Origin of the sequence: Cutibacterium nasicola (assembly GCF_051303185.1) — a bacterium.
Lineage (GTDB): Bacteria > Actinomycetota > Actinomycetes > Propionibacteriales > Propionibacteriaceae > Cutibacterium.
Genome location: NZ_JBPPGE010000004.1, coordinates 296,934 through 323,426 on the forward strand (window position 1 = coordinate 296,934; position 26,493 = coordinate 323,426).

At 63.3% G+C, this 26,493-nt stretch carries 24 protein-coding genes, 4 tRNA genes, 3 pseudogenes and 1 riboswitch; of the genes and pseudogenes, 9 read left to right on the top strand and 22 right to left on the bottom strand.

The window, feature by feature from the left end:
• Positions 1 to 167 precede the first annotated feature (167 nt).
• The 17 genes from rpoB to ACSJJT_RS08875 all read right to left on the bottom strand — a co-directional run bounded on the left by rpoB (position 168) and on the right by ACSJJT_RS08875 (position 14,022).
• Positions 168 to 3,647 (bottom strand): DNA-directed RNA polymerase subunit beta, encoded by a 3,480-nt coding sequence (rpoB, locus tag ACSJJT_RS08795; protein WP_435917941.1) that lies wholly within the window; start codon positions 3,645 to 3,647, stop codon positions 168 to 170.
• Between the two features lie 323 nt (positions 3,648 to 3,970).
• Positions 3,971 to 4,366 (bottom strand): 50S ribosomal protein L7/L12, encoded by a 396-nt coding sequence (gene rplL, locus ACSJJT_RS08800; protein WP_435917942.1) that lies wholly within the window; start codon positions 4,364 to 4,366, stop codon positions 3,971 to 3,973.
• A gap of 13 nt (positions 4,367 to 4,379) precedes the next feature.
• Positions 4,380 to 4,994, bottom strand: a complete 615-nt coding sequence (gene rplJ / locus ACSJJT_RS08805) for a 50S ribosomal protein L10 (protein WP_003866501.1) — start codon at positions 4,992 to 4,994, stop codon at positions 4,380 to 4,382.
• Positions 4,995 to 5,309: 315 nt separating this feature from the next.
• Positions 5,310 to 6,008: a 50S ribosomal protein L1 gene (rplA, locus tag ACSJJT_RS08810; protein WP_435917943.1), complete on the bottom strand. Its 699-nt coding sequence runs from the start codon at positions 6,006 to 6,008 to the stop codon at positions 5,310 to 5,312.
• 74 nt (positions 6,009 to 6,082) lie between these two features.
• Positions 6,083 to 6,514 carry a 50S ribosomal protein L11 gene (gene rplK / locus ACSJJT_RS08815; RefSeq protein WP_435917944.1) on the bottom strand — a complete coding sequence of 144 codons (432 nt, stop codon included), beginning with the start codon at positions 6,512 to 6,514 and terminating at the stop codon, positions 6,083 to 6,085.
• 147 nt (positions 6,515 to 6,661) lie between these two features.
• The gene (nusG, locus tag ACSJJT_RS08820; protein WP_435917945.1) at positions 6,662 to 7,564 is read right to left on the bottom strand and encodes a transcription termination/antitermination protein NusG; all 903 of its coding nucleotides are present in this window, start codon (positions 7,562 to 7,564) and stop codon (positions 6,662 to 6,664) included.
• A gap of 23 nt (positions 7,565 to 7,587) precedes the next feature.
• Positions 7,588 to 8,247, bottom strand: a complete 660-nt coding sequence (secE, locus tag ACSJJT_RS08825) for a preprotein translocase subunit SecE (protein ID WP_435917946.1) — start codon at positions 8,245 to 8,247, stop codon at positions 7,588 to 7,590.
• Between the two features lie 93 nt (positions 8,248 to 8,340).
• A tRNA-Trp gene (locus ACSJJT_RS08830) sits at positions 8,341 to 8,413 on the bottom strand.
• A gap of 108 nt (positions 8,414 to 8,521) precedes the next feature.
• On the bottom strand, positions 8,522 to 9,718 hold the full coding sequence (locus ACSJJT_RS08835) for an LCP family protein (RefSeq protein ID WP_435917947.1): 1,197 nt from the start codon (positions 9,716 to 9,718) through the stop codon (positions 8,522 to 8,524).
• 133 nt (positions 9,719 to 9,851) lie between these two features.
• A complete protein-coding gene (locus ACSJJT_RS08840; RefSeq protein ID WP_435917948.1) occupies positions 9,852 to 11,117 on the bottom strand; it encodes an aspartate aminotransferase type Ic in 1,266 nt (421 codons plus the stop codon).
• A gap of 102 nt (positions 11,118 to 11,219) precedes the next feature.
• Positions 11,220 to 12,350 (bottom strand): UDP-N-acetylmuramate dehydrogenase, encoded by a 1,131-nt coding sequence (locus tag ACSJJT_RS08845; protein ID WP_435917949.1) that lies wholly within the window; start codon positions 12,348 to 12,350, stop codon positions 11,220 to 11,222.
• Positions 12,347 to 12,763, bottom strand: coding sequence for a MaoC family dehydratase (locus tag ACSJJT_RS08850; protein WP_435917950.1), 417 nt, complete (start codon positions 12,761 to 12,763; stop codon positions 12,347 to 12,349). Before ACSJJT_RS08850 ends, ACSJJT_RS08845 begins: the two co-directional genes overlap by 4 nt.
• On the bottom strand, positions 12,760 to 13,188 hold the full coding sequence (locus tag ACSJJT_RS08855) for an FAS1-like dehydratase domain-containing protein (RefSeq protein WP_435917951.1): 429 nt from the start codon (positions 13,186 to 13,188) through the stop codon (positions 12,760 to 12,762). The genes ACSJJT_RS08850 and ACSJJT_RS08855 overlap by 4 nt, the downstream gene beginning before the upstream one ends.
• A 116-nt stretch (positions 13,189 to 13,304) precedes the next feature.
• Entirely contained in the window at positions 13,305 to 13,475 is a 171-nt protein-coding gene (rpmG, locus tag ACSJJT_RS08860; protein ID WP_004809087.1) for a 50S ribosomal protein L33, read from the bottom strand.
• 55 nt (positions 13,476 to 13,530) lie between these two features.
• Positions 13,531 to 13,605: transfer RNA gene (locus ACSJJT_RS08865), tRNA-Met, on the bottom strand.
• A gap of 63 nt (positions 13,606 to 13,668) precedes the next feature.
• A tRNA-Thr gene (locus tag ACSJJT_RS08870) sits at positions 13,669 to 13,741 on the bottom strand.
• A 200-nt stretch (positions 13,742 to 13,941) separates the two neighbouring features.
• A tRNA-Tyr gene (locus ACSJJT_RS08875) sits at positions 13,942 to 14,022 on the bottom strand.
• Positions 14,023 to 14,179: 157 nt separating this feature from the next.
• On the opposite strand from ACSJJT_RS08875, the gene ACSJJT_RS08880 reads away from it, so the two are divergent.
• On the top strand, positions 14,180 to 14,596 hold the full coding sequence (locus tag ACSJJT_RS08880; RefSeq protein ID WP_435917952.1) for a GNAT family N-acetyltransferase: 417 nt from the start codon (positions 14,180 to 14,182) through the stop codon (positions 14,594 to 14,596).
• Between the two features lie 53 nt (positions 14,597 to 14,649).
• Positions 14,650 to 15,543, top strand: a complete 894-nt coding sequence (locus tag ACSJJT_RS08885; protein ID WP_435917953.1) for an exodeoxyribonuclease III — start codon at positions 14,650 to 14,652, stop codon at positions 15,541 to 15,543.
• A gap of 1 nt (position 15,544) precedes the next feature.
• On the opposite strand, the gene ACSJJT_RS08890 is transcribed toward ACSJJT_RS08885, so the two are convergent.
• On the bottom strand, positions 15,545 to 16,480 hold the full coding sequence (locus ACSJJT_RS08890) for an enoyl-CoA hydratase/isomerase family protein (protein ID WP_435917954.1): 936 nt from the start codon (positions 16,478 to 16,480) through the stop codon (positions 15,545 to 15,547).
• Between the two features lie 207 nt (positions 16,481 to 16,687).
• Here ACSJJT_RS08890 and ACSJJT_RS08895 point away from each other — a divergent pair, with 207 nt between their 5' ends.
• Positions 16,688 to 16,888 (top strand): hypothetical protein, encoded by a 201-nt coding sequence (locus ACSJJT_RS08895; RefSeq protein WP_435917955.1) that lies wholly within the window; start codon positions 16,688 to 16,690, stop codon positions 16,886 to 16,888.
• Positions 16,889 to 17,043: 155 nt separating this feature from the next.
• On the opposite strand, the gene mptB is transcribed toward ACSJJT_RS08895, so the two are convergent.
• From mptB to ACSJJT_RS08915, 4 genes are read right to left on the bottom strand one after another with little or no spacing between them, the layout of a single operon-like run.
• Positions 17,044 to 18,633 carry a polyprenol phosphomannose-dependent alpha 1,6 mannosyltransferase MptB gene (gene mptB, locus ACSJJT_RS08900; RefSeq protein WP_435917956.1) on the bottom strand — a complete coding sequence of 530 codons (1,590 nt, stop codon included), beginning with the start codon at positions 18,631 to 18,633 and terminating at the stop codon, positions 17,044 to 17,046.
• Positions 18,630 to 18,938, bottom strand: coding sequence for a 4Fe-4S binding protein (locus ACSJJT_RS08905; RefSeq protein ID WP_435917957.1), 309 nt, complete (start codon positions 18,936 to 18,938; stop codon positions 18,630 to 18,632). The genes mptB and ACSJJT_RS08905 overlap by 4 nt, the downstream gene beginning before the upstream one ends.
• Positions 18,935 to 19,579: an NADH-quinone oxidoreductase subunit C gene (locus ACSJJT_RS08910; RefSeq protein ID WP_435917958.1), complete on the bottom strand. Its 645-nt coding sequence runs from the start codon at positions 19,577 to 19,579 to the stop codon at positions 18,935 to 18,937. The genes ACSJJT_RS08905 and ACSJJT_RS08910 overlap by 4 nt, the downstream gene beginning before the upstream one ends.
• Positions 19,576 to 19,974: an NADH-quinone oxidoreductase subunit B family protein gene (locus tag ACSJJT_RS08915; RefSeq protein ID WP_435917959.1), complete on the bottom strand. Its 399-nt coding sequence runs from the start codon at positions 19,972 to 19,974 to the stop codon at positions 19,576 to 19,578. Before ACSJJT_RS08915 ends, ACSJJT_RS08910 begins: the two co-directional genes overlap by 4 nt.
• A gap of 162 nt (positions 19,975 to 20,136) precedes the next feature.
• Between ACSJJT_RS08915 and ACSJJT_RS08920 the strand changes: the two genes are divergently transcribed.
• From ACSJJT_RS08920 to ACSJJT_RS08945, 6 genes and pseudogenes are all read left to right on the top strand, one after another.
• On the top strand, positions 20,137 to 22,089 hold the full coding sequence (locus ACSJJT_RS08920) for a 2-oxoacid:acceptor oxidoreductase subunit alpha (RefSeq protein ID WP_435917960.1): 1,953 nt from the start codon (positions 20,137 to 20,139) through the stop codon (positions 22,087 to 22,089).
• A gap of 1 nt (position 22,090) precedes the next feature.
• Positions 22,091 to 23,185: a 2-oxoacid:ferredoxin oxidoreductase subunit beta gene (locus ACSJJT_RS08925; RefSeq protein ID WP_435917961.1), complete on the top strand. Its 1,095-nt coding sequence runs from the start codon at positions 22,091 to 22,093 to the stop codon at positions 23,183 to 23,185.
• 153 nt (positions 23,186 to 23,338) lie between these two features.
• Positions 23,339 to 24,474, top strand: a pseudogene (locus ACSJJT_RS08930) (hypothetical protein).
• 46 nt (positions 24,475 to 24,520) lie between these two features.
• Positions 24,521 to 24,784: pseudogene (locus tag ACSJJT_RS08935) on the top strand (hypothetical protein); the annotation flags it as partial.
• 127 nt (positions 24,785 to 24,911) lie between these two features.
• Positions 24,912 to 24,989, top strand: a pseudogene (locus tag ACSJJT_RS08940) (2-oxoglutarate synthase); the annotation flags it as partial.
• Between the two features lie 181 nt (positions 24,990 to 25,170).
• A riboswitch (cobalamin riboswitch) is annotated at positions 25,171 to 25,304 on the top strand.
• An 80-nt stretch (positions 25,305 to 25,384) separates the two neighbouring features.
• Positions 25,385 to 26,493 (top strand): prenyltransferase/squalene oxidase repeat-containing protein (locus ACSJJT_RS08945; protein ID WP_435917962.1); only part of this gene is annotated, 1,109 nt, incomplete at its 3' end.

Below are 26,493 nucleotides of genomic sequence, written 5' to 3' on the forward strand. Positions count from 1 at the left end.
ATTGTTCTCTTTCCCCCACATGAGTGAGTGGTGGCCCCTCCTCGTCAGGAGGGGTTCCAGTCGGGGTGTCTGTGTGGGGCGGGTTGTCCGGGCCCGTCCCCACCCCCGTCAAGCGGACTGTGTTCAGGGGGCCGGGACAGCATCGTCGTCCCGGCTCAGTGGGCAGGTCAGTCGGCCATGGCGTTGTCGGCGCCGGGACGACGCCCGATGTCGATGCCCAGACCGGACCGGGTGTCATCATCGGAAGTGCGCAGGTCGATCTCCTGGCCCTCCGAGTTGAGCACCTCCACGTTCAGACAGAGCGACTTCATCTCCTTGACGAGCACCTTGAACGACTCGGGGATACCCGGCTCAGGGATGTTCTCGCCCTTGACGATCGCCTCATAGACCTTGACACGGCCCGGAACGTCATCGGACTTGATGGTGAGCAGCTCCTGCAGCGCCCAGGCGGCACCGTAGGCCTCCATGGCCCACACCTCCATCTCGCCGAATCGCTGACCACCGAACTGAGCCTTACCGCCAAGGGGCTGCTGGGTGATCATCGAGTACGGCCCGGTGGAACGAGCGTGGATCTTGTCGTCGACCAGGTGGTGCAGCTTGAGCATGTACATGTAGCCGACACCCACCTTGGACGGGAAGGGCTCTCCGGTACGGCCGTCGAAGAGGGTGGCCTTGCCGTCGACGTCGACGAGCATGTCGCCGTCACGAGTCGGATGACCGTACTGCAGCAGACCGGTGATCTCCTCCTCGGTGGCGCCGTCGAATACCGGGGTGGCCAGACGCGACTCCTCGGGGACGTCGATGAGGCCGACCTCGCGCAGACGTTCGGCCCAGTCACCCTCGGCCTGGGTGATGTCCCAGCCGGAGTGAGCGATCCAGCCCAGGTGCATCTCGAGCACCTGACCGACGTTCATTCGCGATGGCACACCCAGGGGGTTGAGGATGATGTCAACCGGGGTGCCGTCAGGCAGGAACGGCATGTCCTCGACGGGCAGGATCTTCGAGATGACGCCCTTGTTGCCGTGGCGTCCGGCCAGCTTGTCACCGATGGAGATCTTGCGCTTCTGAGCGACGTAGACGCGAACCATCTGGTTGACGCCGGGGGCCAGCTCGTCACCGTTCTCGGCATCGAAGACGCGCACGCCGATGACGGTGCCCTCCTCGCCGTGGGGAACCTTGAGGGAGGTGTCGCGGACCTCGCGGGCCTTCTCACCGAAGATGGCGCGCAACAGACGCTCCTCAGGAGTCAGCTCAGTCTCGCCCTTCGGTGTGACCTTGCCGACCAGGATGTCGCCGGTGCCGACCTCGGCGCCGATGCGCACGATGCCGTTCTCGTCCAGGTTCGCCAGCATGTCCTCCGAGACATTCGGGATGTCCCGGGTGAGCTCCTCGGCACCCAGCTTGGTGTCGCGGGCGTCGACCTCGTGCTCCTCGATGTGGATCGAGGTGAGGACGTCGTCGGAAACGATGCGCTGGGACAAGATGATGGCGTCCTCGTAGTTGAGGCCCTGCCACGGCATGAAGGCAGCGAGCATGTTGCGGCCCAGCGCCAATTCGCCCTTGTCGGTGGATGGGCCGTCAGCCAGCGGGGTACCGACCTCAACGCGCTGGCCCACCTTGACCAGCGGACGCTGGTTGATGCAAGTACCGGCGTTGGAGCGGCGGAACTTCTCCAGCTTGTAGGTCTGGTAGGTGCCGTCGTCACAGGCGATGTCGATGAGGTCAGCGCTCACCGACAGGACCGAACCGGCCTTCTCGGCGAGGGTGACGTCGCCGACGTCAACCGCACAGCGGTACTCCATACCGGTTCCGACGAACGGAGCCTCGGTGCGCACCAGCGGCACGGCCTGACGCTGCATGTTGGCGCCCATGAGGGCTCGGGACGCATCGTCGTGCTCAAGGAACGGGATGAGGGCCGACGCCACCGACACCATCTGGCGCGGGGAGACGTCCATGTAGTCGACCTCGGAGTTCGGGACCTCATCGGCCTCGCCGTGACGTTGACGCACCAGGACGCGGTCGTTGACGAAGTGGCCCTTGTCGTCGACCTTGGCGTTGGCCTGGGCGATGACGTGACGATCCTCCTCGTCAGCGGTCAGATAGACGACCTCGTCGGTGACCTGACCGTTGATGACCTTGCGGTACGGGGTCTCGATGAAGCCGAAAGCATTGACGCGGGCGAAGGAGGCCAGCGAACCAATGAGACCGATGTTCGGACCCTCAGGGGTCTCGATCGGGCACATACGACCGTAGTGCGACGGGTGAACGTCTCGAACCTCCATGCCGGCGCGGTCACGGGACAGACCACCGGGGCCCAGGGCCGACAGACGGCGCTTGTGGGTCATCTCAGCCAGCGGGTTGTTCTGATCCATGAACTGCGACAGCTGGGAGGTTCCGAAGAACTCCTTGATCGCGGCCGTCACCGGACGGATGTTGATCAGGGTCTGCGGGGTGATGGCCTCAATGTCCTGGGTGGTCATGCGATCACGCACGACGCGCTCCATACGGCCGAGGCCGGTACGGAGCTGGTTCTGGATGAGCTCGCCGACGGTGCGCAGACGACGGTTGCCGAAGTGGTCGATGTCGTCGGGCTCGACGACGATGTCATCGCGTCCCTCGCGCGGCAGGGTCTCGGTACCCTCGTGCAGGGCGCACACGAAGTGAATGGTGGCGACGATGTCGTCGATCGTCAGCACCTGCTGGTCGAACGGCAACGACAGGCCGAGCTTCTTGTTGATCTTGTAGCGACCGACCTTGGCCAAGTCGTATCGCTTCGGGTTGAAGTAGTAGTTCTCCAGCAACTGCTGGGCGGCGTCGCGCGACGGCGGCTCACCAGGACGCAGCTTCTTGTAGATGTCCAGGAGGGCCTGGTCCTGGGTTTCGACACCGTGATCCTTCTCGAGGGTCTGACGGATCGACTCGTGGTCGCCGAACTCCTCAAGGATACGATCAGCGGTCCAGCCGAGGGCCTTGAGGAAGACGGTGACATTCTGCTTGCGCTTGCGGTCCAGACGGACGCCGACGGTGTCACGCTTGTCGATCTCGAACTCGAGCCAGGCGCCACGCGACGGGATCACCTTGCAGGTGAAGATGTCCTTGTCGGAAGTCTTGTCCGCGGACTTCTCGAAGTAGACGCCCGGGGAACGCACGAGCTGGGAGACGACGACACGCTCGGTGCCGTTGATGATGAAGGTGCCCTTCGAGGTCATGAGCGGGAAATCACCGATGAAGACCGTCTGGGACTTGATCTCCTCGGTCTCGTTGTTCATGAACTCCGCGGTCACGAACAGCGGGGCCGCATAGGTGGCATCCCGATCCTTGCACTCATCAACGCTGTGCTTGGGATCCTCGAAACGGTGGTCGCGGAAAGACAGGGACATCGTCTGGGAGTAGTCCTCGATCGGGGAGATCTCCTCGAAGATCTCCTCGAGGCCGGACTTGGTGTTGGTGTCGGTTCGCCCCTCTGCTAGGGCGGCGTCCACATGGGACTGCCATATCTCGTTGCCAACGAGCCAGTTGAACGACTCAACCTGCAGGTCGAGAAGGTTGGGAACCTCCAACGGCTCGTGAATCTTGGCGAATGAGATTCGTCCCGACTGGGGCGAAATGGCGTTGGTGTTCTTCGACGCAGTGCGCGTGGCGGCCAATGTGCGGTCCTTCCGAGAACTCCTACAACCGACCCGTCGGCCGGCCTGGGGGCATGACAAACCGCCCATGTCAAGCATGGGCGATCGCTGGCTATGGTGCAAGGAAAAACTATATGTCAACGTTGACGGGTCATGCAAATCGGCGTCAGTAGCGCATCCAAACTGTGCCCGATAGCGGCCACGGACGCAACCCGACTCGCCAAACGGCCTCGTTCAGGGGTCGGTGGACACGTCTGCCACTCCCCCCACAACGCCGAAGACCTGCGTCACCCATGGGTGACGCAGGTCTTCGGCCTGTTGGAACAGTCGCTACGCGAGGACTGTCACTTGAGGGTGACGGTGGCGCCGGCGGCCTCGAGAGCCTCCTTGGCCTTCTCGGCGTCTTCCTTCTTGGCCTTCTCGAGGACGGGCTTCGGAGCGCCCTCGACGAGGTCCTTGGCGTCCTTCAGACCCAGGCTGGTGAGGCCACGGACCTCCTTGATGACCTGGATCTTCTTGTCGCCGGCCGACTCGAGGATGACGTCGAACTCGTCCTTCTCGTCCTCAGCGGCAACGGCCTCGCCACCGGCAGCCGGAGCACCGGCAGCAGCGGCGACAGCCACGGGGGCGGCAGCGGAGACGTCGAAGGTCTCCTCGAACTGCTTCACGAACTCGGAGAGCTCGATGAGGGTCATCTCCTTGAAAGCGTCAAGGAGCTCTTCGTTGCTGAGCTTCGCCATGATGGGCGTCCTTTCACTCGTTGGTGTTGTCCTGGGCGGCGGACGCCTCAGGGGTCTCGGTTGTCTTGGGCTCCTGGTCGGAAGCCTCTCCAGCTCCACCGATCACGGACGGATCAGCAGCAGCCTTCTCCTGCAGGGCGCCGAGGCCGCGGGCGGCCTTGGACGGCAGGGCGTTGAAGACCACAGCGGCCTTCGTGAGGTTGGCCTTGAGGCCACCGGCGAGCTTGGCGAGGAGGACCTCACGGGACTCGAGATCGGCAAGCTTCTTGACCTGGTCGGCGTCGAGGACGTTGCCGTCCATCACGCCGCCCTTGATGACCAGGAGCGGGTTGTCCTTTGCGAAGTTCTTCAGACCCTTGGCCACGGAGGCCACGTCACCGTTGATGAAGGCGAGGGCGGTGGGGCCGACGAGCTGGTCGTCGAGTCCCTCGATACCCGCCTCCTTGGCGGCGATGCGGGTGAGGGTGTTCTTCGCAACGGCGTAGGTGGCGTCACTCCCCAGTGAACGGCGCAGATCCTTGAGCGCCGACACGGAGAGACCGCGGTACTCGGTCAGCACGGTGGCGTCGGCCGAGGAGAACTTCTCCTTCAGCTCAGCGACCGCGGCGACCTTGTCAGGCCTAGCCATTGGGTCTCCTTCCCACTTCTCGTACGTCACACTGGCAGATGAACTGCCAACGTCGAAGCCGTAGGGAGGACAAACAGAAAAACCCCGGTGCACAGGCGCACGACGGGGCAACAAGGTCATCTCGACGTTCACCTGCGCGGGCCATCCATCGCTCCGGATGCTTGGCGGAAATTCCGACCAGCGGTCTACGGCAACGACAAAAGCATAACCGACCGAGGACGGTGAACCAAATTGGGCGGGAGCGCCACTGCTGACTCACGCAACGGCCCCCGTAGCACCAGAGCGCTACGGGGGGCCGTTGCGTGAGTACGTTGGTCACTCAGCGACGCGAACGGAGGCAGGATCAATCTGCACGCCCGGACCCATCGTCGAGGAGACGGTCACCTTGCGCAGGTAACGACCCTTGGCGGCGTTCGGCTTGAGACGCAGGATCTCGTCGAGAGCGGCGTAGTAGTTCTCAGTCAGCTTGTCCGGCCCGAAGGACACCTTTCCGATGAGGAAGTGGAGGTTGGCGTAGCGATCGGTGCGGAACTCGATCTTGCCGCCCTTGATGTCGGCGACGGCCTTGGCGACGTCCATGGTGACGGTGCCGGTCTTGGGGTTCGGCATCAGGCCACGGGGACCGAGGACGCGGCCCAGACGACCGACCTTGCCCATCATGTCCGGGGTGGCGACCACGGAGTCGAAGTCCAGGTATCCGCCCTGAACCTTGGCGATGAGGTCGTCGTCACCGACCTCATCGGCGCCCGCGGCGCGGGCGGCCTCGGCCTTCTCACCGGTGGCGAAGACGAGGACCCGTGCCGTCTTGCCAGTGCCGTTGGGAAGGTTGACGGTACCGCGGACCAGCTGGTCAGCCTTCTTGGGGTCGACGCCGAGACGAACAGCCACATCGACGGTCTCGTCGAACTTGGCCGATGCGCCCGATGACACCAGGCTCAGAGCCTCCTCCGGGGAGTAGAGCTGGTCGACGTTCACCTTCTCGGCGGCTGCGCGGTATGCCTTGCTGCGCTTCATATCTGGTTCCTTTCACCAGGTGTGGTGAGGGCAGCGCGTGCCCCTCCACAAAAACTGTCTGTGGGTTGTGGGTCTCAGGCCTCGACATCGACGCCCATGGAGCGGGCAGTGCCGGCCACGATCTTCATGGCGGCCTCGACATCGTTGGCATTGAGGTCAGGCATCTTGGTCTCGGCGATCTCGCGGACCTGATCCTTGGTGATCCTGCCGACCTTGTGGGTCAGCGGGTTCTCGGTGCCCTTCTTGATTCCGGCAGCCTTCTTGATGAGCTCGGCAGCAGGCGGGGTCTTGAGGACGAAGCTGAAGGTGCGGTCCTCGTAGATGGTGATCTCGACCGGGACGACGTTTCCGCGCTGTCCCTCGGTCTGAGCGTTGTAGGCCTTGCAGAACTCCATGATGTTGACACCATGGGGACCAAGAGCGGTGCCGACTGGCGGGGCCGGGGTGGCCTGTCCAGCCTGGAGAGCGACCTTGACGAGAGCCGCTACCTTCTTCTTAGCAGGCATTGATGGGTCCTTCTTTCGGTGGTGACGGCACCGGTTGATGCCGTCAGTGCGAGTCCGGGCGTGACGAGCGTCCGGAGACAGACGCACCGACCCAGTCTAAGCGACTCGGCCGGTGCGTCCAAAATGAGGATCAGACACAATGTTGGGTCAGATTTTTTCGATCTGGTTGAACTCCAGGTCCACCGGGGTGGAACGTCCGAGGATCTCGACCAAGGCCTTGACGCGCTGGTTGTTGGTGTTGATCTCGGTGATCTGAGCCGGAACGCCGGCGAAGGGACCATCGGTGATCTGCACCGACTCGCCGACCTCGTAATCGGCAACCTCGACCTTCGGCCTGGCCTTGGGCGAGGGAGCCTTGTCGGCGTTGTCATGGGCGACCTTGGCGACAACCGACGGCGTCAGCATCTTGACGACCTCGTCGAAGGTCAGCGGGATCGGGGTGGCCGACTGACCGACGAACCCGGTCACCGACGGGGTGTGGCGCACGATGCCCCACGAGTCGTCGGTCAGGTCCATGCGCACCAGCACATACCCGGGCAGGTACACCCTGGTGATCGTCCGGCGCGTGCCGTTACGAATCTCAACGACCTCCTCGGTGGGAACGACCGTCTCGAAGATGTAGTCCTCCATGTTGAAGTTCTGCACGCGAGCGTCAAGGTTCTGCTTCACCTTGTTCTCCATGCCGGAGTAGGTGTGCAGCACGTACCACTCACCGAACTTCGAGGACAGCTCGTCGCGCAGTTCCTCGATGGCGGCGTCAACGGCATCCTGGTTGCCGGCGCTGGCCAACTCGTCCTCGTCGGGCTCGTCCTGGTCGTCGGCCGCCTGGCCGATACCGAGGTTACGGGCGATGTCGTCGTCCGAGGTGTCCTCGGCCTTGTCGTCACCGAAGTCGAGGTTGATCTCGGGCTCCTTGGCGGAGTCCTCCTCGCCGAGGTCTCCGAGGTCGATCTCGACCTCGTCGTCCTTCTTCTCGGTCTCGTCGGGGGTCAACGCGTCGAGGTTGATCTCGACGTCGTCGTTCTCGCTGAAATGGGGGCTGTCAGTCACAGGTCAATTCTCCAATGTGATCGTCAGTTGCCAAAAAGTTTGATGATGATCCATCCGAAGAGGACGTCCAGGCCACTGACGTAAGCGATGATGAGCAGAACGAAGACGAGAACGACGAGGAAGTACTGACCCAGCTCGTCACCGGTGGGCCACTTGACCTTGCGCAGCTCAGCAACCGACTGCCTGGTGAAGGTCACCGGGCCAGTACGCTTGCTGCCCTGCTCGGCAGGCTTCTGCTTGCTGCTCTGCTTGCGGACCGGAGCCTTGGTCAACTCGCGCTTCGGCTCGGAGCCAGCGGACTTGGCGGCAGAAGCGGACACGGGCTCCTCATCGGCGTCGTCAGCCTTCCTGACGCCCTTGCGCACCGGCTTGCCATGACGGGCGGGCCTCCCGACGGCGTCCTTCTTGCGGACAGGGCGGCTGGACCGAGCGGAGGCGGCAACCTTCTCAGCTTCCTCGAGCTGCTCAGGATCGTCAACGACCATGTCTTCGGGGTCGGCCTTGTCAGGAGTCTTGTCGACGACATCGTCAGGAGTCGTCAACTCCTCGGCCTCGGGATCAACGACGTCGTACTCCTCAGTCTCCGGAAGGTTGCGGGATGCGAGATCCTCTCCCCTCAAGGACAGCTCGCCCTCGACGGAAGGATCTTCTCCGCCACTGGGGTTTCGCTTCTCGTCGGTCACGCTGTTCCTTCGGGTCCTGTCTGACGGTTGGTGCCGTGGATCAGGATTTCGCCACGGCTGCGCACCAGGGATACGCCCCGCACATGCGTCTCGCAGGGCACGAGGGACTTGAACCCCCAACCTGCGGTTTTGGAGACCGCTGCTCTGCCAATTGAGCTAGTGCCCTTCGGCGCTGCCTGGGTGGTAACGCCAGCACAGGGAGTATAGGAGAGAATCCGGTCTCACGTCGAATCAGACTCGCAGGCCCTTTCCGGCACTCCCTGGCAACCATCCATCACGCAGGATGCTTGGCCGCGTACTGGTCCATGGTGTCAGTCCGCATCGCTTGCGCCAACTCCTGCATACCAGCCTCGTCGACGATGTCGTACTGCTGCCCGTCCTTTGACTTGCCGTAACCCTTGATCGGGGCCTGCACGGAGACGATGCCAGCCCCGGAGTCGAACTTGAGGCTGGTGGCCAGCTTGCGCACCTCCTTGTTGGTGAGCGCATCGTCGACCGTCATCGTCGAGCCGACGTCGGAGACCACCTGGGAGAACTTCTTCGGGTTCGTCAGCGTGTCCATCGAAAAGATCTTGTCGATCATCGCGGTGAGGACGGCGCGCTCGTTCGCTGCACGGTCCACGTCACCATGTGTGAGACTCTTGCGTTCGTGGACGTAGGCAAAGGCCGCGTCGCCCTCAAGGGTGACGCTGCCCTTGTCGAAGTGGTGACCGAGGCTGTCAAATTCCTGCGAGTTGTAGACCTGGATGCCGCCGAGGTCCCTGCTGAGCTGTTTGAACCCATTGAAGTCGATGACGACGCCGTGGTCCATCTTGACGTTCGTCAGCTCCTCCAACACCTTGATCGTCAGAGGCACCCCACCCCACGAGTAGGCAGCGTTGATCTTGGCCTTGGAATCCTTCTTGACGACGTCATTGGCCGGGATCGTCACCCACATGTCACGCAGGAAGCTGACGAGGTACAGCTTCTCGCGATTGGCGGGAAGATAGGCAACCATGAGGGTGTCGGAACGGCCACGATCCCAGCCGCGGGAGTCTGAGCCCACGAGGACGAACGTCCGCGCACCGGTCTCGACCGAGGGCGGACGGGTGCCCTGCACGGCCACCGGAGCCCGGTTGAGGTTGTTCATGCCGGCATTGATCGACCGCAGGTAGTAGGCGATGATGCCGACGACGGCGAGCAGCAACGCCAGGACGATGGCGAGGAAGACCTTCGGCCAACGACGCTTGCGCTTGGCCTCGGTTGCCGAAGCCGCACGGCCCCCGGCATCATCGTCGGAGCGCTCCTCGAAGAGCTCGTCGACGGTGGCGTCCTCTTCGCCTGGGTCATAACCGCGCCGTCCGGCAGTCGGCTCAGCATCCTCGGCGGGGAGTCCACGACGAGGCGCGGCACTGGCATCAGGGGCATTGCCATTCTCGCCCTCGAAGTCGTCCGGGTCGTTGAACAGATTGAGTCCGTCGTCGTGAGCCATGGGTATGCCCCCTCCTGCTGACATTCAGCGAACCAGTTGGCCTTCAGGATACGCAACGCCAATGGCCCCACACACCTACCAAGAGTGTGCGGGGCCATCATAAGGGGGTTTCGCAAGATTGCAGAATGGCCTCTCAGTTGGCGAGGAGCTTCTCAGCGGCTGCCAGCAGGACGCAGGTCGAGACGCCTTCCATGGCCTCACGCAGCTCGTCCATGCCAGGGAAGGACGGTGCCAGACGGATGGTGCGATCGTGCGGGTCATCGTGGAGGGGATGTGACGCCCCGGCTGGGGTGAGAGCGATACCAGCTTCCTTGGCCAGGGACACCACGCGAGAAGCCGTACCATCCATGACGTCAAGGGTGATGAAGTACCCGCCGGCCGGATGAGTCCACGTGGCGACCTCACGACCGCCGAGACGGTTGGTGAGGATCTCGTCGACGAGGGCGAACTTCGGGGCGAGAATCTCGCGGTGGGCGCGCATGAGCCTGCGAACACCCTCGGCGTCACCCAAGTACTTCGCATGACGCAGCTGATTGACCTTGTCAGGGCCGATCGAGCGGATCCCGGCGTGCCCCAGGTACCAGTCCAGGTTGGCCTTCGAGGAGGCCAGGAAGGAGATGCCGTCGCCGGCAAAGGTGATTTTGGAGGTCGAGGCGAACTCGAACACGCGATCAGGGTTACCAGCTTCCTCAGCCCACTGCAGCACCGGCAGCGGTGGACGTTCGGCGTCGGTCAGGTGGTGCAGGGCATAGGCGTTGTCCCACCAGATACGGAAGTCGGGGGCGGCAGGCATGGACACCAGAGCACGAACGGTCTGCTCGTCATAGACGACGCCGTTCGGGTTGGCGTACATCGGTACCACCCACATGCCCTTGACGGACGGGTCGGCGGCCAGCGTGGCCACCTCGTCGACGTCGGGGCCGTGCTCCCCCAGTTCCACCGGAATCATCTCGATTCCGAGGTGCTCGCAGATGGCGAAGTGGCGGTCGTAGCCCGGGACCGGGGCGATGAACCTCACGTTCTGGCCGAACCACGGTTCCTCACTCGCGATGCCATGGACGAAGGCGAACATCGCGAGATCGTGCATGATCGACAGGCTGGAGTTGTCGGCGGCGATGATGTGGTCGACGTCGACCCCCAACAGTTCGCCGAAGATGCGACGTATCTCAGGGAGTCCGCGGCTGCCTCCGTAGTTGCGGACATCCTGGCCGTCCTCGGCGTGGGAGGGAACATCCATCGTCAGCAGGTCCGCGTTGAGGTCAAGCTGTGCCGGGGAAGGTTTGCCGCGGGTGATGTTGAGACAGGCACCACGGGCGACGAGCTCGGCATACTCGCCGCTCAGCTGCTCGTGCAGGGCGGACAGGTCATCGGGGGACAAGTCAGTCAGCGAGGTCGTCATAGGCCAATTCTGACCCTTGGACCCACCACGACAACAGGCGACCCTCCAAACTCGGCCACTGCGAGGTTGGAGGGTCATCGGGCTGGATGAGTTGTATCGACCTCAGATGACGCACCCGACGAGGCGCGGTTCAGGCACCAATGTGATGCCGTACGCGTCGCGAACCCCCTCGATGAGGGTGCGTGCCAGAGCAGTGAGATCGTCGCAGCTGGCGTTGCCACGGTTGGTCAGGGCCAGCACGTGCTTGGTCGACAGGCTGGCCGGGGAGTTCTCGGCCACCCTGAACCCCTTGCCGTATCCGGCGTGGTCGATGAGCCATGCGGCACTGGTCTTCACACGACCATCAGGCTGGGGAAAGGAGGGTGCAGCCTCCGGAACCTTGTCGGGAGCCACCACAGGGTTGGTGAAGAAGGACCCCGCACTCCAGGTGTCGTGGTCATCAGGGTTGAGGACCATACCCTTGCCCCCGCGCACCTCCAGGACCGTCTCGCGCACCTTGGAGGTGGCGACCCTCTCCCCCGGCTCGACCCCCAGGCGACGCGCCAACTCGGCGTAGCGTACCGGCAGCGACCGGGTACCGAGGTTGAACTGCATGGTGATGTCCAGGACGACATATCGGTCTGGTTCGGCCTTGAACCGGCTGGACCGGTAACCGAAGCCGCACTGATCCGCGGTGAAGGTGCGCTGGGTGTCATCGCGACGGTCCCAGGTACGAACCCGGGCGATGAACTCGCTGACTTCGACGCCATAGGCACCGACATTCTGGATGGGCGTCGAACCGACAAGGCCGGGTATGCCGGAGAGGAACTCCGGGCCGATCCACTCCTGCTCGATGGCGTGGACGACGAAATCGTCCCAGACCTGACCGGCGGCAACCGTTACCAGGGCACCGCCGCACGAGGACACCTCGGCGGACAGTCCCGAGGTCGCGACGCGCACGACAGTGCCGTCGAATCCGTCGTCGCCGACGAGGACGTTGGAGCCACCGCCGAGCACAAGGCAGGGTTCACCGCGTCGATCGCAGTCGCGGACGGTGTGCAGGAGCTCGTCACTGGTCGTGGCAATGACGAGGTGACGGGCCGGACCACCCACGTTGAACGTCGTGAGCGGGGCGAGCGGGACGTCGTCCCCTCCTGTGAGTGTGGTCGTCGCGCCGATCGCCTCGTGGTGGATGGTGCTGCATGCCTCGGTGGGGTCGTCGTCCTCATAGGGGCCGATGACAGTGGTGCTCACTGCTCCTCCTGCTTGACGACGACCTCAACTCGTCCAAGAACGGACTGTCCGTCGCACTTGACGTCGACACCCAGGGTCGCGGTGTCATCGACAACCTTTCGAACCGTGGCGGCCACCTCGATGGAGGCGCCCCCCTTGGTGTCGGGGACGAGCACCGGGCGGGTGAAGCGAGCTCGCTGGGACAGCACCCGTTCAGGCCCCCCGACCCACTCGATGACGGCACCCAGGGCCGCCCCCATCGTCCACATGCCGTGGGCGATGACGCCTTCCATGCCGGCCTCGCGGGCAGCACGGTCGCTGTGGTGGATCGGATTGAAGTCCCCTGACGCACCGGCGTAACGGACCAAGGTGGTCCGGGTGACGTCAATGGTGCGCGGCCCGAATGTCTGGCCTTCCGTCAGCTGCACGCTCATGCACTCGCCTCCGGACGGGTGTGCCACAGGGTCGAGGTGGCATTGCCGAGGTGTTCGCCGTTGACGTGGTCCAAGGAGACGTCGATGCCGACGATGTCGGTGTTGCCCCGGATACGAACCGAGGTGATCTTCAGCGTCGAGGTGACCTCGTCGCCCTTGTGAAGCGGACGGATCCAGTTGAAGGACTGATCGGTGTGGATCATGTGCTCCAGCCGGAGGTCAAGCTGTTCGTCGTCGAACAATGGCTCCCATGCCCGGGACGCCAGGACCATGGCGAATGTGGGCGGGGCAATGGGGTCATCACCCTGGTAGGCCGGAGCCGTGTCGCCCAGCGCGGTGGCAAGCTCCCGGATCTTCTCCGCAGTAACGAGGTAGGGGTCTGTCGTCGGATACGTGCGCCCGACGTCATCAGGACTGATCGGCATGTCATTCAGGCTATCCCAGACCTCCGACGACCCAGAATGCTTGACAACGAACACATCAGCGAGGGGCCACCCCCAGGTGACCCCTCGTCAAAGGTTCGTGGCTTGACGACCCGACGTCAGCGCGTCTCGCGATGCGCGGTGTGCTTGTGGCAGCGCGGGCAGAACTTCGCCATCTCCATGCGATCAGGATTGTTACGGCGGTTCTTCTTGGTGATGTAGTTGCGCTCCTTGCACTCGGTGCAGGCGAGCGTGATCTTCGGGCGAACGTCGCCGGACTTCTTGGCCATCTTTCCTACTTTCGAGCCGTGTGGAGTGTGCGCTCCCGAGTTTCCCCGGTTTGTTTGGTAGCGGAGGCGGGAATCGAACCCGCGACACAGCGATTATGAGCCGCTTGCTCTACCCCTGAGCTACCCCGCCATGTGATCCTCGGCACCCATTCGGGCCCAGCCCACCGGGTAAGTGGAACCGATTCACACCCAGAGCCCCCAAGCAGAATCGAACTGCTGACCTTCTCCTTACCATGGAGACGCTCTGCCTACTGAGCTATAGGGGCAACGAATGAGAAAACTACACGAGCTTCCGATCGTTGGCAAATCAAAACACGATTCCCCTGACCGCCGGGGTGACATCCCTCGTGGGAAACCATTTTTGGTCGGATCGTTCCGCCTCAATTGCTTTCCCAGCCGAACGATTCGGTCACGTATCCAGCCTTGGCGAAACCAACCCCCGAATCCATCCGACCCGGGGGTTGTGTGGCAGGTGTTGGATTCGAACCAACGTAGGCGAACCGACGGTTTTACAGACCGCTCCCTTTGGCCACTCGGGCAACCTGCCGTGCTGGCACGAGCCAGCGATCGAAAATACTAGCAGGCATGCCGTCACCGTGACCAATCCGGCCTGTCAATGAGACGGGCAGACCAACCGAGATCGCTGCACGTGGCCTTGCAGTGAGGCTTCCCCCACCCACGAGACAGGTTGTTACGATGCCACCGTGTCCGGCATCTCCTATGACCATCAGCACCCTCATCTCGACGAATTGATGACCCTGTACACCTCGGTTGGCTGGACGGCCTACACCGCCCATCCGTACAAGATGGAGGGGTTGCTCGACCGAGTCGACCAGCTGCGATGCGCCAGGATCGACGGACAGCTCATCGGCTTCTCGCGGGCCATTTCCGACGGCGTCCAGGTTGCCCTCATCCAGGATCTACTGGTTCATCCGACATGGCAGCGACAGGGGATTGGCCGACACCTGCTGATGTCGATGATGGAGCACTACTCGAGTCTGCGACAGATCGTCCTGCTCTGCGACGACGTCCCGGGAATCGTCTCCTTTTACGAGTCGTGTGGACTCCATGACATCGCCCGAGAGGAGGGAAAAGCCTTCGTCAGGTACCTCTACGAGTGATGCCGGAGCCGTCGTCACGTCGCTGCGTCATCTCCCTGTGACAGACTCTGTCCATGCGCATCGCCAGCTTCAACGTCAACGGCATCCGAGCTGCCCTGAAACGAGGATTCTCCAACTGGATGGAGGCCCGTGACTGCGACGTCATCGGCCTGCAGGAGGTGCGCTGCCGTCCCGCGGATCTCCCGGAGGGGGCATTCGGTGACGCCCACGTCTCCTGGGCGCCGGGTTCACTGGCCGGACGTAACGGCGTCGCCCTGCTCACCCGCACCGCACCGGCCGAGGTGAGGTCGTGGGGAACCCACCTCTTCATGGCCCCCGGGGAGGCACCCAATCTCGACGAGGTTCGCCCCGGAAACACCGACGGACTACCGGTTGAACTGGTTCCCTTCACTGACGAAGGGCGATACATCGAGGTGGATCTCGCCGACGTACCCCTCACCGTCGCCTGCCTGTACCTGCCCAAAGGAGCCACTCCGGACCCCAAGGACGAGAAGTCCATGGCGAAACAGGACCGCAAGATGACGTTTCTGACCGGATTCCGTGAACACCTGGCGACCCATCGCCAGGAGTGCGCGACCCTGGGGCGTCATTTCCTCGTCATGGGTGACTTCAACATCGCTCACGAGAACGCCGACCTCAAGAACTGGAAGTCCAACCAGCGCAACGAGGGATTCCTGCCAGAGGAGAGGCAGTGGTTCGACACCATCCTCTCCCCTGACACCCTCGTCGACGTCGTGCGCGCCCAGCACCCTGATGTCGACGGCCCCTACTCCTGGTGGAGCTGGCGCGGCAAGGCCTTCGTCAATGACACCGGATGGCGTATCGACTATCACCTGGCCTCACCGGAGCTGGCGAAGAAGGCTGTCATGGCCGAGATCGACCGGGACCCCTCTTATTCCGAACGCACCTCCGACCACGCGGCCGTGGTCGTCGACTATGACCTATGAGTCAGGACGGGTCGAACATCTCCTCGACACGACGCGCGCGGACATCCGCCACACTCTGGTGAGACCAATGTGGGTCGCGGTCCTTGTCGACCAGCTGGGCCCGCACCCCTTCACAGAAGTCCGAGTTGCGCATGAAGGAGCGTCCCAGGGCACGGTCGGTCTCCAGGACCTCGGCGAAACCTGACGCCCCCTCGGCCTTGATGACGGCGGCCAGCGCGACGGCCACCGACAGCGGGCAGCGTGTGGCGATGTGCTCGGCGGCCCTACGTGCGGCATCCTCCGGGCGATCGGCCAGACGACGGCACACCTCGACCGGGTCATCGGTGTTGTAGCACTCCTGAATCCACACCGCGTCGTGGGCGAGCTGGCATGTGGCCGGATCGACGTCGACAGCGTTGCCGTCAGTGCCAACGACCTCGTCCACCAGGCCGGCCCACAGCGCTGACGCTGCATCAATCGCGGCTCCCGTCATGGCCAGGTGACGCCCAACCAGGCGCGGGGCGCGCGACAGCTCGAACGACACGCCGACGTCGGGCCACAGACCAATTCCCGTCTCCGGCATCGCCAGGACGAGATCCTCGTGCGCCTCGACCTGCTTGAGGCGAAGGGCCAGACCCAGGCCACCGCCCATGGAGATCCCGTGCAGATGCGCGGTTCCGGAATCGACCGCAGCGATCGCCGCATCGACGTCGTACTCGAAATCCAGCCAGTCGCCTGCGGCCTCGGGGTCCTCCAAAGCCAGCGACCTGAGCTCTCGAATGTCGGCGCCGGAGCAGTAGCCGCGCTCTCCCGCACCTGACAGGTCAATGCTGCGCGGCGAGTCTTCGACGGCCTTGCCGATGGCCACCAGCATCTCACCGGACAGTGAATTGATGGCTCGGGGACGATCCAAGGTGATCGCCACGTCATCGCCACCGCTGATCTTCACCTCATCCATGACCCCAAGCCTGCCACCTTCACCGTGCTGCAGGCCGTCGCGAGGAACATTGCCAGCAACGGTCTGCAGTCGAGTCGATCACCAAGCTCGGTGCCGTGATTGCGTGTTGGCAGCCCTCTACCAGGGCCAACAACCGCAGCGAAGCGGCGATCGTGCATCTTCTGCACGACCTTGCCAACCGGGGAGGAGCACTCATCATGTCCACCCATGATGTCCACGCCCTGTCCGACCTCGCCGACGACGCGGTCGCTGCTGCGTACCGTGCTGTTCGCCGAGCTGGTCGCCGTGAGGATCTTCGGCGGGGTGGCCGAGCAACTCGTTGATGCGGTCGCCCATGAAGTCGGAGGCGACGAGCGCGAGTGCCCCCGGCCTTCTCATGAACCTGGTCCCATCGGTACCCCAGGGTGAGATCTCGATGAGACGGTGGCCACACACCCACCTTGGTGACCAAGCATTGAAGTGCGACGGGGTCGTCAGACCACTCGTGGAGATTCCAGGTCGCCTTGCGGTAGGTCCGGGAACTCTCAGCCGCAATGGTCACGGACGTGGCAGCAGAGTACCGGTCATGATTCTTCGTGAGGTGTGTGCCGATGCGGGACGTGGACATCCTTGTGCGTCCATCCTTGTCCCAGGCTGCGCTCATGCCAGACCAGTCGAGCGGCGAGCACCAGGACCAGAGCGACCCCAAGGGCCACCGCACTGTTGCGCCACGACAGGTTGACGGCGTCGAAGGACAGCAGGATGACGGTGGTCCATACTGCCGGACGCACATATCGGGCAGCTTCGTCGATCAACGGCAACAACAGCGCCCCCCACAGCACGTACCACGAGTGCAGGGCCGGGGCGCTCAGTGCAACGACCAGGAATCCCAGAGCCAGGAAGGACAGCGGCTTGCGGGGCAGCAGCCGAATCGCCATGACGACCAGGAGCGCGGCTCCGACCAGTACGCCGATCGCCTGGGTGATGGGGATGACAGCGGCCGCCGCTTGGTGAGCCCCGAAGAGCCCCAGAATCATGCGCACCCCCATACCGACGAGGGTGAATGGCGAAACCGTCAGCACCATGCCCGGGACGTCGACGGCGTGATACCACCCGAATCCCAAACCGGATGCCCACGAGATACCCGCGAACACGGCCACGGACACGGCGAGCGATCCCACCATGCGCCCCACCGCTGGGACGAGGTGAGGGGGATGCCACGACTCCATGGGATGACGAATGAACGGCAGCGCGACAGCGACCATGAACGCCGGCTGCTTGATGGCCGCCGCCACCCCGACGAGGAGCGCCCCGACGAGCCACGACCAGCTCGTCATGCATGCCAACCACAGCCCCATGACGACCAGCCCCATCATGAGGGAGTCATTGTGGGCGCCTCCGATGAAGTCGACGACGAGGATCGGGTTGAGGGTGGAGAACCAGGCGGCAAAGTGCGGGTCACGACCGACCCTGCGCGCCACCCGCGACATCAACAGGCCGATGGCGATGACGCCGAGAAGGGCTGGAATTCGCATGAACACCGCGGACCAGTAGGGATTGTCAGCGGTGAGATGGACGATCAGGTGCTGCACAGCCAAGGCCAGAGGGCCGTACGGGGTCTTGGTGTACCGCCACTCCTGGGCCACCTGGTCGGCGAAGGCACCGGGCAACAGCCCCGGGTACCCCTCATACGGGCTGATGCCGTTCTCCAGCAACCATCCCTGGGCCGCGTAGGAGTAGGCGTCGTGGCTGAAGATGGGTGGGGCGAGCAGAAAGGGCAAGCCCCACACGCCGAGGACGGCCCACGGGTGCAGCCCGGCACGGATCCCCGGACGATGCTTGAAGTACCGACGCACATGTGTGGGAAGTGGCTCGGCAGCGAGGCCACGGGGTTCACGGCCCGGACGCAAGCGAAGCCAGGAGTCCACCAACAAACCGACGCCGACGAGGACAAGGAGGGTCCCGACGATGCGCCAGGTCGAGCCACGCAGACCGGCCTCGTCGAGACGGGACCACCACGGTGAGTTCAGTGGTAGATACGCCGGGGTCAGGGATCCAGCGGTGATGAGAATCGTCCCGCCCAGTCCCTCCAGGACCGACCGGGACCGCCAGGCGCGCAGATAGGCAAACCACTTGACTTGGATGCGTCGACGCCAGCCCACCGGCTGCTTCACCGGTCACCATCCGATCCCCACGCGCTGACGAGGCCTGTTCGCGTCGTCGAGTCCGGTACCCGCTCGTCACTCCATGCCAGGGCGTCAAAGGGACACGACTCGATGCACATCCCGCAGTACATGCACAGTCCCCAGTCGATGGTGAACTCGTCGAGGACGGCGACGGTTCGGGGACGGCGGACGTCCGAGTCGGGAACGGATTCATTGTGGGCGTCAATGGTGATGCACCAGGCCGGACATGCGCGGGCGCAGATGACGCAGGAGGTGCAGGCGTCAACATCGAGAGCGATGGCGGAATGCCTCATACCCGCCTCCTCCGTGTGGTCCGTTCCCGGGGGCTCTGTTCGCGCGTGGCGTGTCCTCGTGCGGCTCGTGTGGCTCCGGCGTCTCGTCCGGCGCGCGATCGTGGACGTCGTCCCGACATGGCCTCGACGACCTCGACATCGGAAATGTCCTCGCCATCCTTGATACGCCGCCAGGTGTCGGGGTCGGGAACGCCGGCTGGCAGGGCACGGCGTCGGCTCGCCGACTTGGAGGTGGACGGGTCGGCCACACCGGGCCAAGTCGTCTCGGCTCGTTGCGCCAGCACGACCTCCTTGCGCAGCGGCGGTATGGGCGCGTCGTGAATGAGGAGGGCGCGATCGTCAGCCCCTGAGCCGACGAATGTCACCCCGAAGAAGTCGTGAATCTCCCGCTGGTACCAAGCGGCTCCGGCCACGATGTCGACGACGGAGTCGAGACTTCCGCCATCGCGAGGCACACGGGTCGACACGGTGACGTCCTCCCCGCCATGGTCCTCGCATCGACAGACGACGATGATGTCGGGGTCCTGGCCACGTTCGCCGGCACCGTCGATGGCCGTCAGATGGGCCAGCCACGGGTGGGTGGCGATCGCCTCGGCCACGGCGTCGTGCCATGTGTCAGCAGCGACATCAACGGAGGTCATGCTGCCTCCCGGGAGGAGGACAGGAAACTGGTGAGGGCGTCCGGGCTCGGCGGACAACCGGGAATCCAGTGATCGGCCTCGACACCGATGGCGGGCAGCCCGTCAACGACTCCCGATGAATCCCAGTAGGGGCCACCAGCACAGGCACAGGCACCGAAGGCCACGACGTCGACCGGATGGTCCTCACGCAAGGTTTCAATGGTCGAGCGGACCACGGGCGCCAACACCGTCGAGATGGTTCCCGACACCACCGCGACGACCAGCGACCCTGAGGGGGCGTCCTGACGTGTGGGAGCCGCAACCGGCACCGCCACCCCGCTCTCGACCCCACAACAGGCCATGGCGAGGTCGACGACGTACACGGACCCGTCGGCAAACCAGTCGATGAACTCCACCGGGCCATCGTAGCGACGACATCGTCCAGGGAAATCCGCGCTGTGGGGAGGCGCTCAACCCTGACGACGGCCAAGTTCGATGAGCAGAGGCGCGATGGTAGCGTTGGGAGCCGGTTCCGAAGCATCCGGACGCGCCTCGCGGGTACGACCATTCGTCACCACGTGACACGTCCCCACCGGAGTCCCGCGACGAGAAAAGAGGTCAGAGTGCCTTCCACCGACACGGCACATCACACCACTGACGAGCGAGAGGTCCAGTCCCTCGACCGAGTCGTCATTCGATTTGCCGGCGATTCCGGCGACGGCATGCAGTTGACCGGTGACCGCTTCACCGCTGAGTCCGCCATCCACGGCAATGACATCTCGACCCTACCGAACTTCCCCGCTGAGATTCGTGCTCCCCAAGGCACCGTCCCGGGGGTCTCGAGCTTCCAGGTGCATTTCGCCAATTACGACATCGCCACCCCGGGTGACCAGCCCGACGTCCTGGTGGCCATGAACCCGGCTGCCCTGGCCGCCAACCTCGACGATCTTCACCGCGGCGGCCTCATCATCCTCGACTCCGCCGAGTTCACCGCGAAGAACTTGAAGAAGGTCGGGTACGCCGAGGACCCACGCAACGACGGCACCCTGGAGTCCTACCAGGTCGTCGAGCTGGACCTCACCGGTCTGGCCGTGGCCGCCGTCGAACCGTTTGATCTCGGTCGCAAGAACTCCGAACGAGCCAAGAACATGTTCGCCCTGGGTCTGCTGACCTGGCTCTACGGACGCCCGCTCGGCCCCTCGGAGAAGTTCCTGGTCGGCAAGTTCGCCTCCAAACCGGAGATCCGTGACGCAAACATCGCCGCCCTCAAGGCCGGACATGCCTATGGTGAGACCTGCGAGCTGTTCCGGGTCCGCTACGAGGTGGCACCGGCCCCGATGCCCGAAGGCACCTATCGTCAGATCACAGGAAACCTCGCCACCGCCTATGGCCTCATCACTGGTGCCAATCGGGCCGGGCTGCAGCTCTTCCTGGGCTCATACCCCATCACCCCGGCCTCCGACATCCTGCACGAGCTGTCCAAGCGCAAGTCCCACAACGTCGTCACGTTCCAGGCCGAGGACGAGATCGCGGGCGTCAGCTCTGCGATCGGCGCCTCGTTCTCCGGTTCCCTGGGTGTGACGACGACCTCTGGACCTGGTATGAGCCTCAAGTCCGAGGCCATCGGCCTGGCCGTCATGACCGAGCTGCCGCTCGTGGTCGTCGACGTGCAGCGTGCCGGCCCGTCGACCGGGATGCCGACCAAGCCTGAGCAGGCTGACCTGCTGCAGGCGATGTTCGGTCGCAACGGTGAGTCCCCCGTCCCGGTGCTCGCGGCCAAGTCCCCGTCGGACTGCTTTGACACCGCTCTGGAGGCCTGTCGGATCGCTGTGACCTACCGCACTCCGGTCATCATGTTGTCCGACGGCTACCTCGGCAACGGTGCAGAGCCGTGGAAGGTGCCGGATCTGGCTGAGATTCCGCGCATCGACCCGAACTTCGCCACCGAGCCCAACTCCACCGCTGCCGACGGCTCGCCGCGATTCATGCCGTACCACCGCGATCCACAGACCCTCGCCCGTCAGTGGGCCCTGCCCGGCACCAAGGGTCTGGAGCATCGCATCGGCGGTCTGGAGAAGTCGGCCCGCACTGGCGCCATCTCCTACGACCCGTCCAACCACGAGGACATGGTCGCCACCCGTGCCGCCAAGGTGAAGGGCATCGCCAGGACCATTCCGCCGACCGTCGTCGACGATCCGTCCGGTGACGCTGACGTCCTGGTGCTGGGTTGGGGTTCCACCTACGGTCCGATCACCGCTGCGGTGCGTCGAGTCCGTGCTCGTGGCCTGTCCATCGCTCAGGCCCACGTGCGTCACCTCAACCCGCTGCCCGAGGACCTGGGCGACCTACTGCATCGTTACCGCCGGGTCGTCGTCCCCGAGATGAACACCGGCCAGTTCGCCATGTTGTTGCGTTCGAGGTATCTCGTCGACGTCAAGACGATCTCGCGGGTGCGCGGGCTACCGATCTCCCCGGCCGACCTGTGCGAGGAACTGTGCCAGTACTGCAACGACGAGACCAAGGAGGCCTGAGATGACTGACATCACCACCGAGGACCGTCCCGCCGGACTTGCCGGTGTGCCGCTGGCGATCGAGTCACTGAAACGTCGCGACTTCGCCTCCGACCAGGAGGTGCGCTGGTGCCCCGGCTGTGGCGATTACGCAATCCTGTCCACCTTCCAGGGCATCCTGCCGGATCTGGGCATTGCCAAGGAGAATGCCGTCGTCGTCTCGGGCATCGGCTGCTCCTCGCGCTTCCCGTATTACATGAATACCTACGGTATGCACTCCATCCATGGCCGCGCACCGGCCATCGCGACAGGAGTCGCAGTCTCGCGCCCTGACCTGGCCGTGTTCGTCATCACCGGTGACGGTGACGCCCTCTCCATCGGCGGCAACCACCTCATCCACGCCATGCGGCGCAACGTCAACCTGACGATCCTCATGTTCAACAACCGGATCTACGGACTGACGAAGGGCCAGTACTCACCCACCTCGGAGGCCGGCAAGGTCACCAAATCCTCGCCGATGGGCTCCATCGACACCCCGTTCAACCCGCTGGCCGTGGCCCTGGGTGCCGGATGTTCCTTCGTGGCTCGCGCCATAGACTCCGACCGCGCACACCTCGCCCAAGTGCTCACAGCAGCCGCCAAACACCGCGGCACCTCATTTGTCGAGATGTACCAGAACTGCCCCATCTTCAACGACGGCGCCTTCGACAACTACAAAGGACCCGAAGCCAACCAGCACCTCATCCGACTGGTCGACGGCGAGCCGATCCTCGTCGGCGCTGACGGTACCCGCGGCGTAGTCCGCGACCCCGTCACTGGCGAGTTGACGGTCGCAGACATCACCGAAGTCGGCATGGACCACATCCTCGTCCACGACTCCCACCGTGCTGACCCGTCGCTGGCCTTCGAGCTTGCTCACCTGGATGACGGCGTCATCGTCAGCCAGACTCCGGTCGGAATCTTCCGCGACGTCGAGCGTCCCACCTACGACGACCAAGCCCGCACCCAAGCCCAGCTCGCCGCCGGGGACACCACCACACCGCAGGATCGCGACAAGAGACTCCAACGCCTGCTCCTCGGTACGGATACGTGGCAGGTGCGGGAACGAAACACCTGAGCAAGGCACGCATCCCGGAGAAGTCAAACACACCATCGCGGGACGACTCCTCCGGGGCCGACTCATGAATCGTACCCCACACCCACACCTTCCATAGGGATATTTGGCTAAATCTCGTAAAGACGATCCTATGGCGTTCGCCTTTTACCTGTCATGATTCTCATATGGTGTTACGGAGCGTTGGGAAATCCTCCTTCACCGTCAGACATCGAGCGATCTGCGAGCGTGCTCTACGCCTTCATGATGATCGTTGGACCCGTGGCTCTGGGAGCTTGCCTGGAACTTCGGAGGTTCACCGAAGGTCACATCCTCACCACACCGACCGGGAGGTCTCGACTGCGAATCATCCTTCCATGGTGGGCCATCGCCGTTCTCCCATCGACCGTGGCCGTAGGCATTTCTGTTCTGGCGTCAGGATCTGGAAACCAGATCATGGAAATGTCGGCCATCGGTGCCGTTTGGATGCTCGCATGGGGCGTCTTCGGTGCTGCCATTGGGGCATCGTGGCCGCTGGCACTGTCAGCACCAACGGCCTTTCTCCTGCCCTTCATCCTCGTCTTGTATGGGCCAGCCGTATCGGTCATGAAGCTGCGATATCTTTTTGGCTACTACATGGGCTGCTGCACGTAGGTGAGATGTTGAATCCTCGAGTCCTCACAGCTGGAATGACGATGGCAGGTGGGATCCTCATCGTGTCAACCCTGGCCCTCATTGCAGGAAGACGGAATCATCATGCACGTATCACCGTGACCCTGATTATTGGATTGGTTGCGACGGCGTTCATCGGCTTTCACACGGCCAAAGGCATAGGTCCGCTGCCCGCCCCCGAACCGGACCACAGATCTGTCTGAGAGATAGTGATCCCGTGGTGTGCGCGTGGGAATCTCACGATCTCGAGCTGTTGGGCCCCGTGGCCCGGAAAGCAGACACAGCGTGGAGAGCACGTCCCCAAGGAATACAGGCAAGGTGCGCAGGAATCAACCCACGAAACCATGTGGCGGTCGACATCTGCGATATCCGTATCTGAGCCGCCGTCGAAGGCGGTTATGACCGTTGCCTCGGGATTGGCCATCGCCCCGTGTCAGGACCACAAAGATCAGGTGGCAGTCTGGGTTCTCGACACTCAGGATCGCGTCGTCGCCTGACTGACGAAACATTCGGGAATAGCGATGACGGGTCAGGAGTTTTCTCCTGAGACGCGCGAATGGCTGAAGTCCATGGATCGGCTGTCCATCCAGGACCAAGCCAGGATTTTCGAAGATTATCGATCTCGACTGCGAAAATGCTGAGAGGACACATAGCGCTTGGTTGGAGAGCCTGGGCGCGCAATCGATCATCGGAATTGTCTCCACCCGCAACATCGTTGGGCTGTCCGGCTTCAACCTTCTCACAAACGCCATTGGCATCAAGAAATTGTCATCCACCCCTGCAATCATCTGGGTTCTGACAAGCTTTCTGTTGGGGAGAACGGAAAATTACACATCCTGGTGGTCATGGCCGATCAAGGATCGGGCGGACGTGATGTCGGCGATATTGTCCGGGGTTCTTTGCCTTCTCGGAATCCTCATCTCGCTTATCAAGCCTCGTCAGACGGTGTAGCCCTTGGTGATTCCCATGCACCCTTGAGCGGATCCGGACAGTTACCCAGCCTCGTGGATCCAGGATGTTCCACGCTGATCGACTTCCCGTGCCGCATGAATACCTTGCGATATGCACTCCTCCATGGCCGCGCACCAGCCTGGCCGTGGCCCTGGGTGCCGGATGCTCCTTCGTGGCTCGCGCCATAGACTCCGACCGCGCACACCCCAATCGGCATCTTCCGCGATGAGAATCGCCCCCACCTACGACGACCAAGCCCGCACCCAAGCCCAGCTCGCCGCCGGGGACACCACCGACCAAGACTCCCACGACGCCGCTCTAGCCACCGTGCTGACCGGTAACCGACACCTAACAGGTGTACTCTGTGCCAGGCAGTACCCTCCAAGACCGACGATCCACGTCACCTTGGGCGGTGCTGGCACCGCAGCCACAGGGGAATTCGGTGCGATACCGGAACTGACCCGCAACCGTGAGGGGCCCACCCCCGAGTCGGAGTACCTGGGTTGTCGAAGGAACATCACACACCGTCGAGGACTGCGGTGAGTTCGACCCGGGAGCCTTCCCTGTCCGCAACGCAGCCTCAGGAAGAAGACCCGCCACATGCTCAGACTCACTCGATGGATCGCCGGCCTCGCTGCCGGTGCACTCATCGCATCACCATTCACAACATCAGCATTCGCCAACCCACCATCCACCCCATCACACACACCCCTCACCACCACCGACGACGGCTCCACCCCCTACTGCTTCAACCCACCAACCAACCCAGTCAAAGGCGCCATGTGGCCCGGATCGATCAACGACACCGCCGCCACCAGCACCTACGTCGCAAAAGCCGCTGACTGGCTCGCCAACAAATGGAAACAAGACCCCAAGAACTACAGACAAGCCGGCGGCATCGCTGACGGCATCATCGCCCTGGTCGGCTCCGATGCCCACCCCGACACCGTCACAGAAATGACCACAGCCCTCAAAAAAACCGGCCCGAAATACATCGAAAACAACCCGGCCGGCCTGGCAAAAGTCATCATGACCGCCGAAATCCTCGGAGACGACCCCACCTACTTCCTCGGCAAGGAAACCGGAAACCTGTGGATCAAACTCGCCGGCTACATCAACGACACCAACCCCAACATGCAACGCCGCGTCACCATGTACTGGGGCCCACACCTCATCACCATCGCACTAACCCGAGCCAACCGCCCAGTACCGAAAACAATTATCGACAAGCTGTTGTCCACCCAGGGCACTGGAGGCACCGATGCCGGCGCTTTCGGCTACACCAAAAAGAACCACGACGGCACCACGACCTTCGTCGGCGACCCCGACTACACCGGTATCGCCCTATCAGACCTAACCCTCCTCCAACACAACCCACACCTCATCCCAGACAACTACAACACCAAAATCACTACAGCCGCCAACCACGCCACCCAATGGGCACTCAACACCAAAACCCACGACGACGGGGACTACTGGGAAACCTACTCCGCCGCCAACTCCACCGGCATGCTCGCCAGCGCACTCGCAGAACGCGGCGAAGACATGACAACCGTCAAACAATGGCTCATCCGCCAACAAAACCTCACGAAAGTCGGCGCATGGCAAGCCCAACGCAACGACCACGAACCCAACATCATGGCCACCGACCAAGCAATCATGGCCATCACCGGCCACGGCTACGCCTCAACATGGTCCGGCAAACCCCC

Bases quoted from the DNA above. Each gene is read 5' to 3' on its own strand.
- rplL (WP_435917942.1), bottom strand. From the start codon at position 4,366: ATGGCGAAGCTCAGCAACGAAGAGCTCCTTGACGCTTTCAAGGAGATG.
- rplJ (WP_003866501.1), bottom strand. From the start codon at position 4,994: ATGGCTAGGCCTGACAAGGTCGCCGCGGTCGCTGAGCTGAAGGAGAAG.
- rplA (WP_435917943.1), bottom strand. From the start codon at position 6,008: ATGAAGCGCAGCAAGGCATACCGCGCAGCCGCCGAGAAGGTGAACGTC.
- rplK (WP_435917944.1), bottom strand. From the start codon at position 6,514: ATGCCTGCTAAGAAGAAGGTAGCGGCTCTCGTCAAGGTCGCTCTCCAG.
- ACSJJT_RS08835 (WP_435917947.1), bottom strand. From the start codon at position 9,718: ATGGCTCACGACGACGGACTCAATCTGTTCAACGACCCGGACGACTTC.
- ACSJJT_RS08840 (WP_435917948.1), bottom strand. From the start codon at position 11,117: ATGACGACCTCGCTGACTGACTTGTCCCCCGATGACCTGTCCGCCCTG.
- ACSJJT_RS08850 (WP_435917950.1), bottom strand. From the start codon at position 12,763: ATGAGCGTGCAGCTGACGGAAGGCCAGACATTCGGGCCGCGCACCATT.
- ACSJJT_RS08855 (WP_435917951.1), bottom strand. From the start codon at position 13,188: ATGCCGATCAGTCCTGATGACGTCGGGCGCACGTATCCGACGACAGAC.
- rpmG (WP_004809087.1), bottom strand. From the start codon at position 13,475: ATGGCCAAGAAGTCCGGCGACGTTCGCCCGAAGATCACGCTCGCCTGC.
- ACSJJT_RS08885 (WP_435917953.1), top strand. From the start codon at position 14,650: ATGCGCATCGCCAGCTTCAACGTCAACGGCATCCGAGCTGCCCTGAAA.
- ACSJJT_RS08890 (WP_435917954.1), bottom strand. From the start codon at position 16,480: ATGGATGAGGTGAAGATCAGCGGTGGCGATGACGTGGCGATCACCTTG.
- ACSJJT_RS08895 (WP_435917955.1), top strand. From the start codon at position 16,688: ATGATGTCCACGCCCTGTCCGACCTCGCCGACGACGCGGTCGCTGCTG.
- ACSJJT_RS08905 (WP_435917957.1), bottom strand. From the start codon at position 18,938: ATGAGGCATTCCGCCATCGCTCTCGATGTTGACGCCTGCACCTCCTGC.
- ACSJJT_RS08910 (WP_435917958.1), bottom strand. From the start codon at position 19,579: ATGACCTCCGTTGATGTCGCTGCTGACACATGGCACGACGCCGTGGCC.
- ACSJJT_RS08925 (WP_435917961.1), top strand. From the start codon at position 22,091: ATGACTGACATCACCACCGAGGACCGTCCCGCCGGACTTGCCGGTGTG.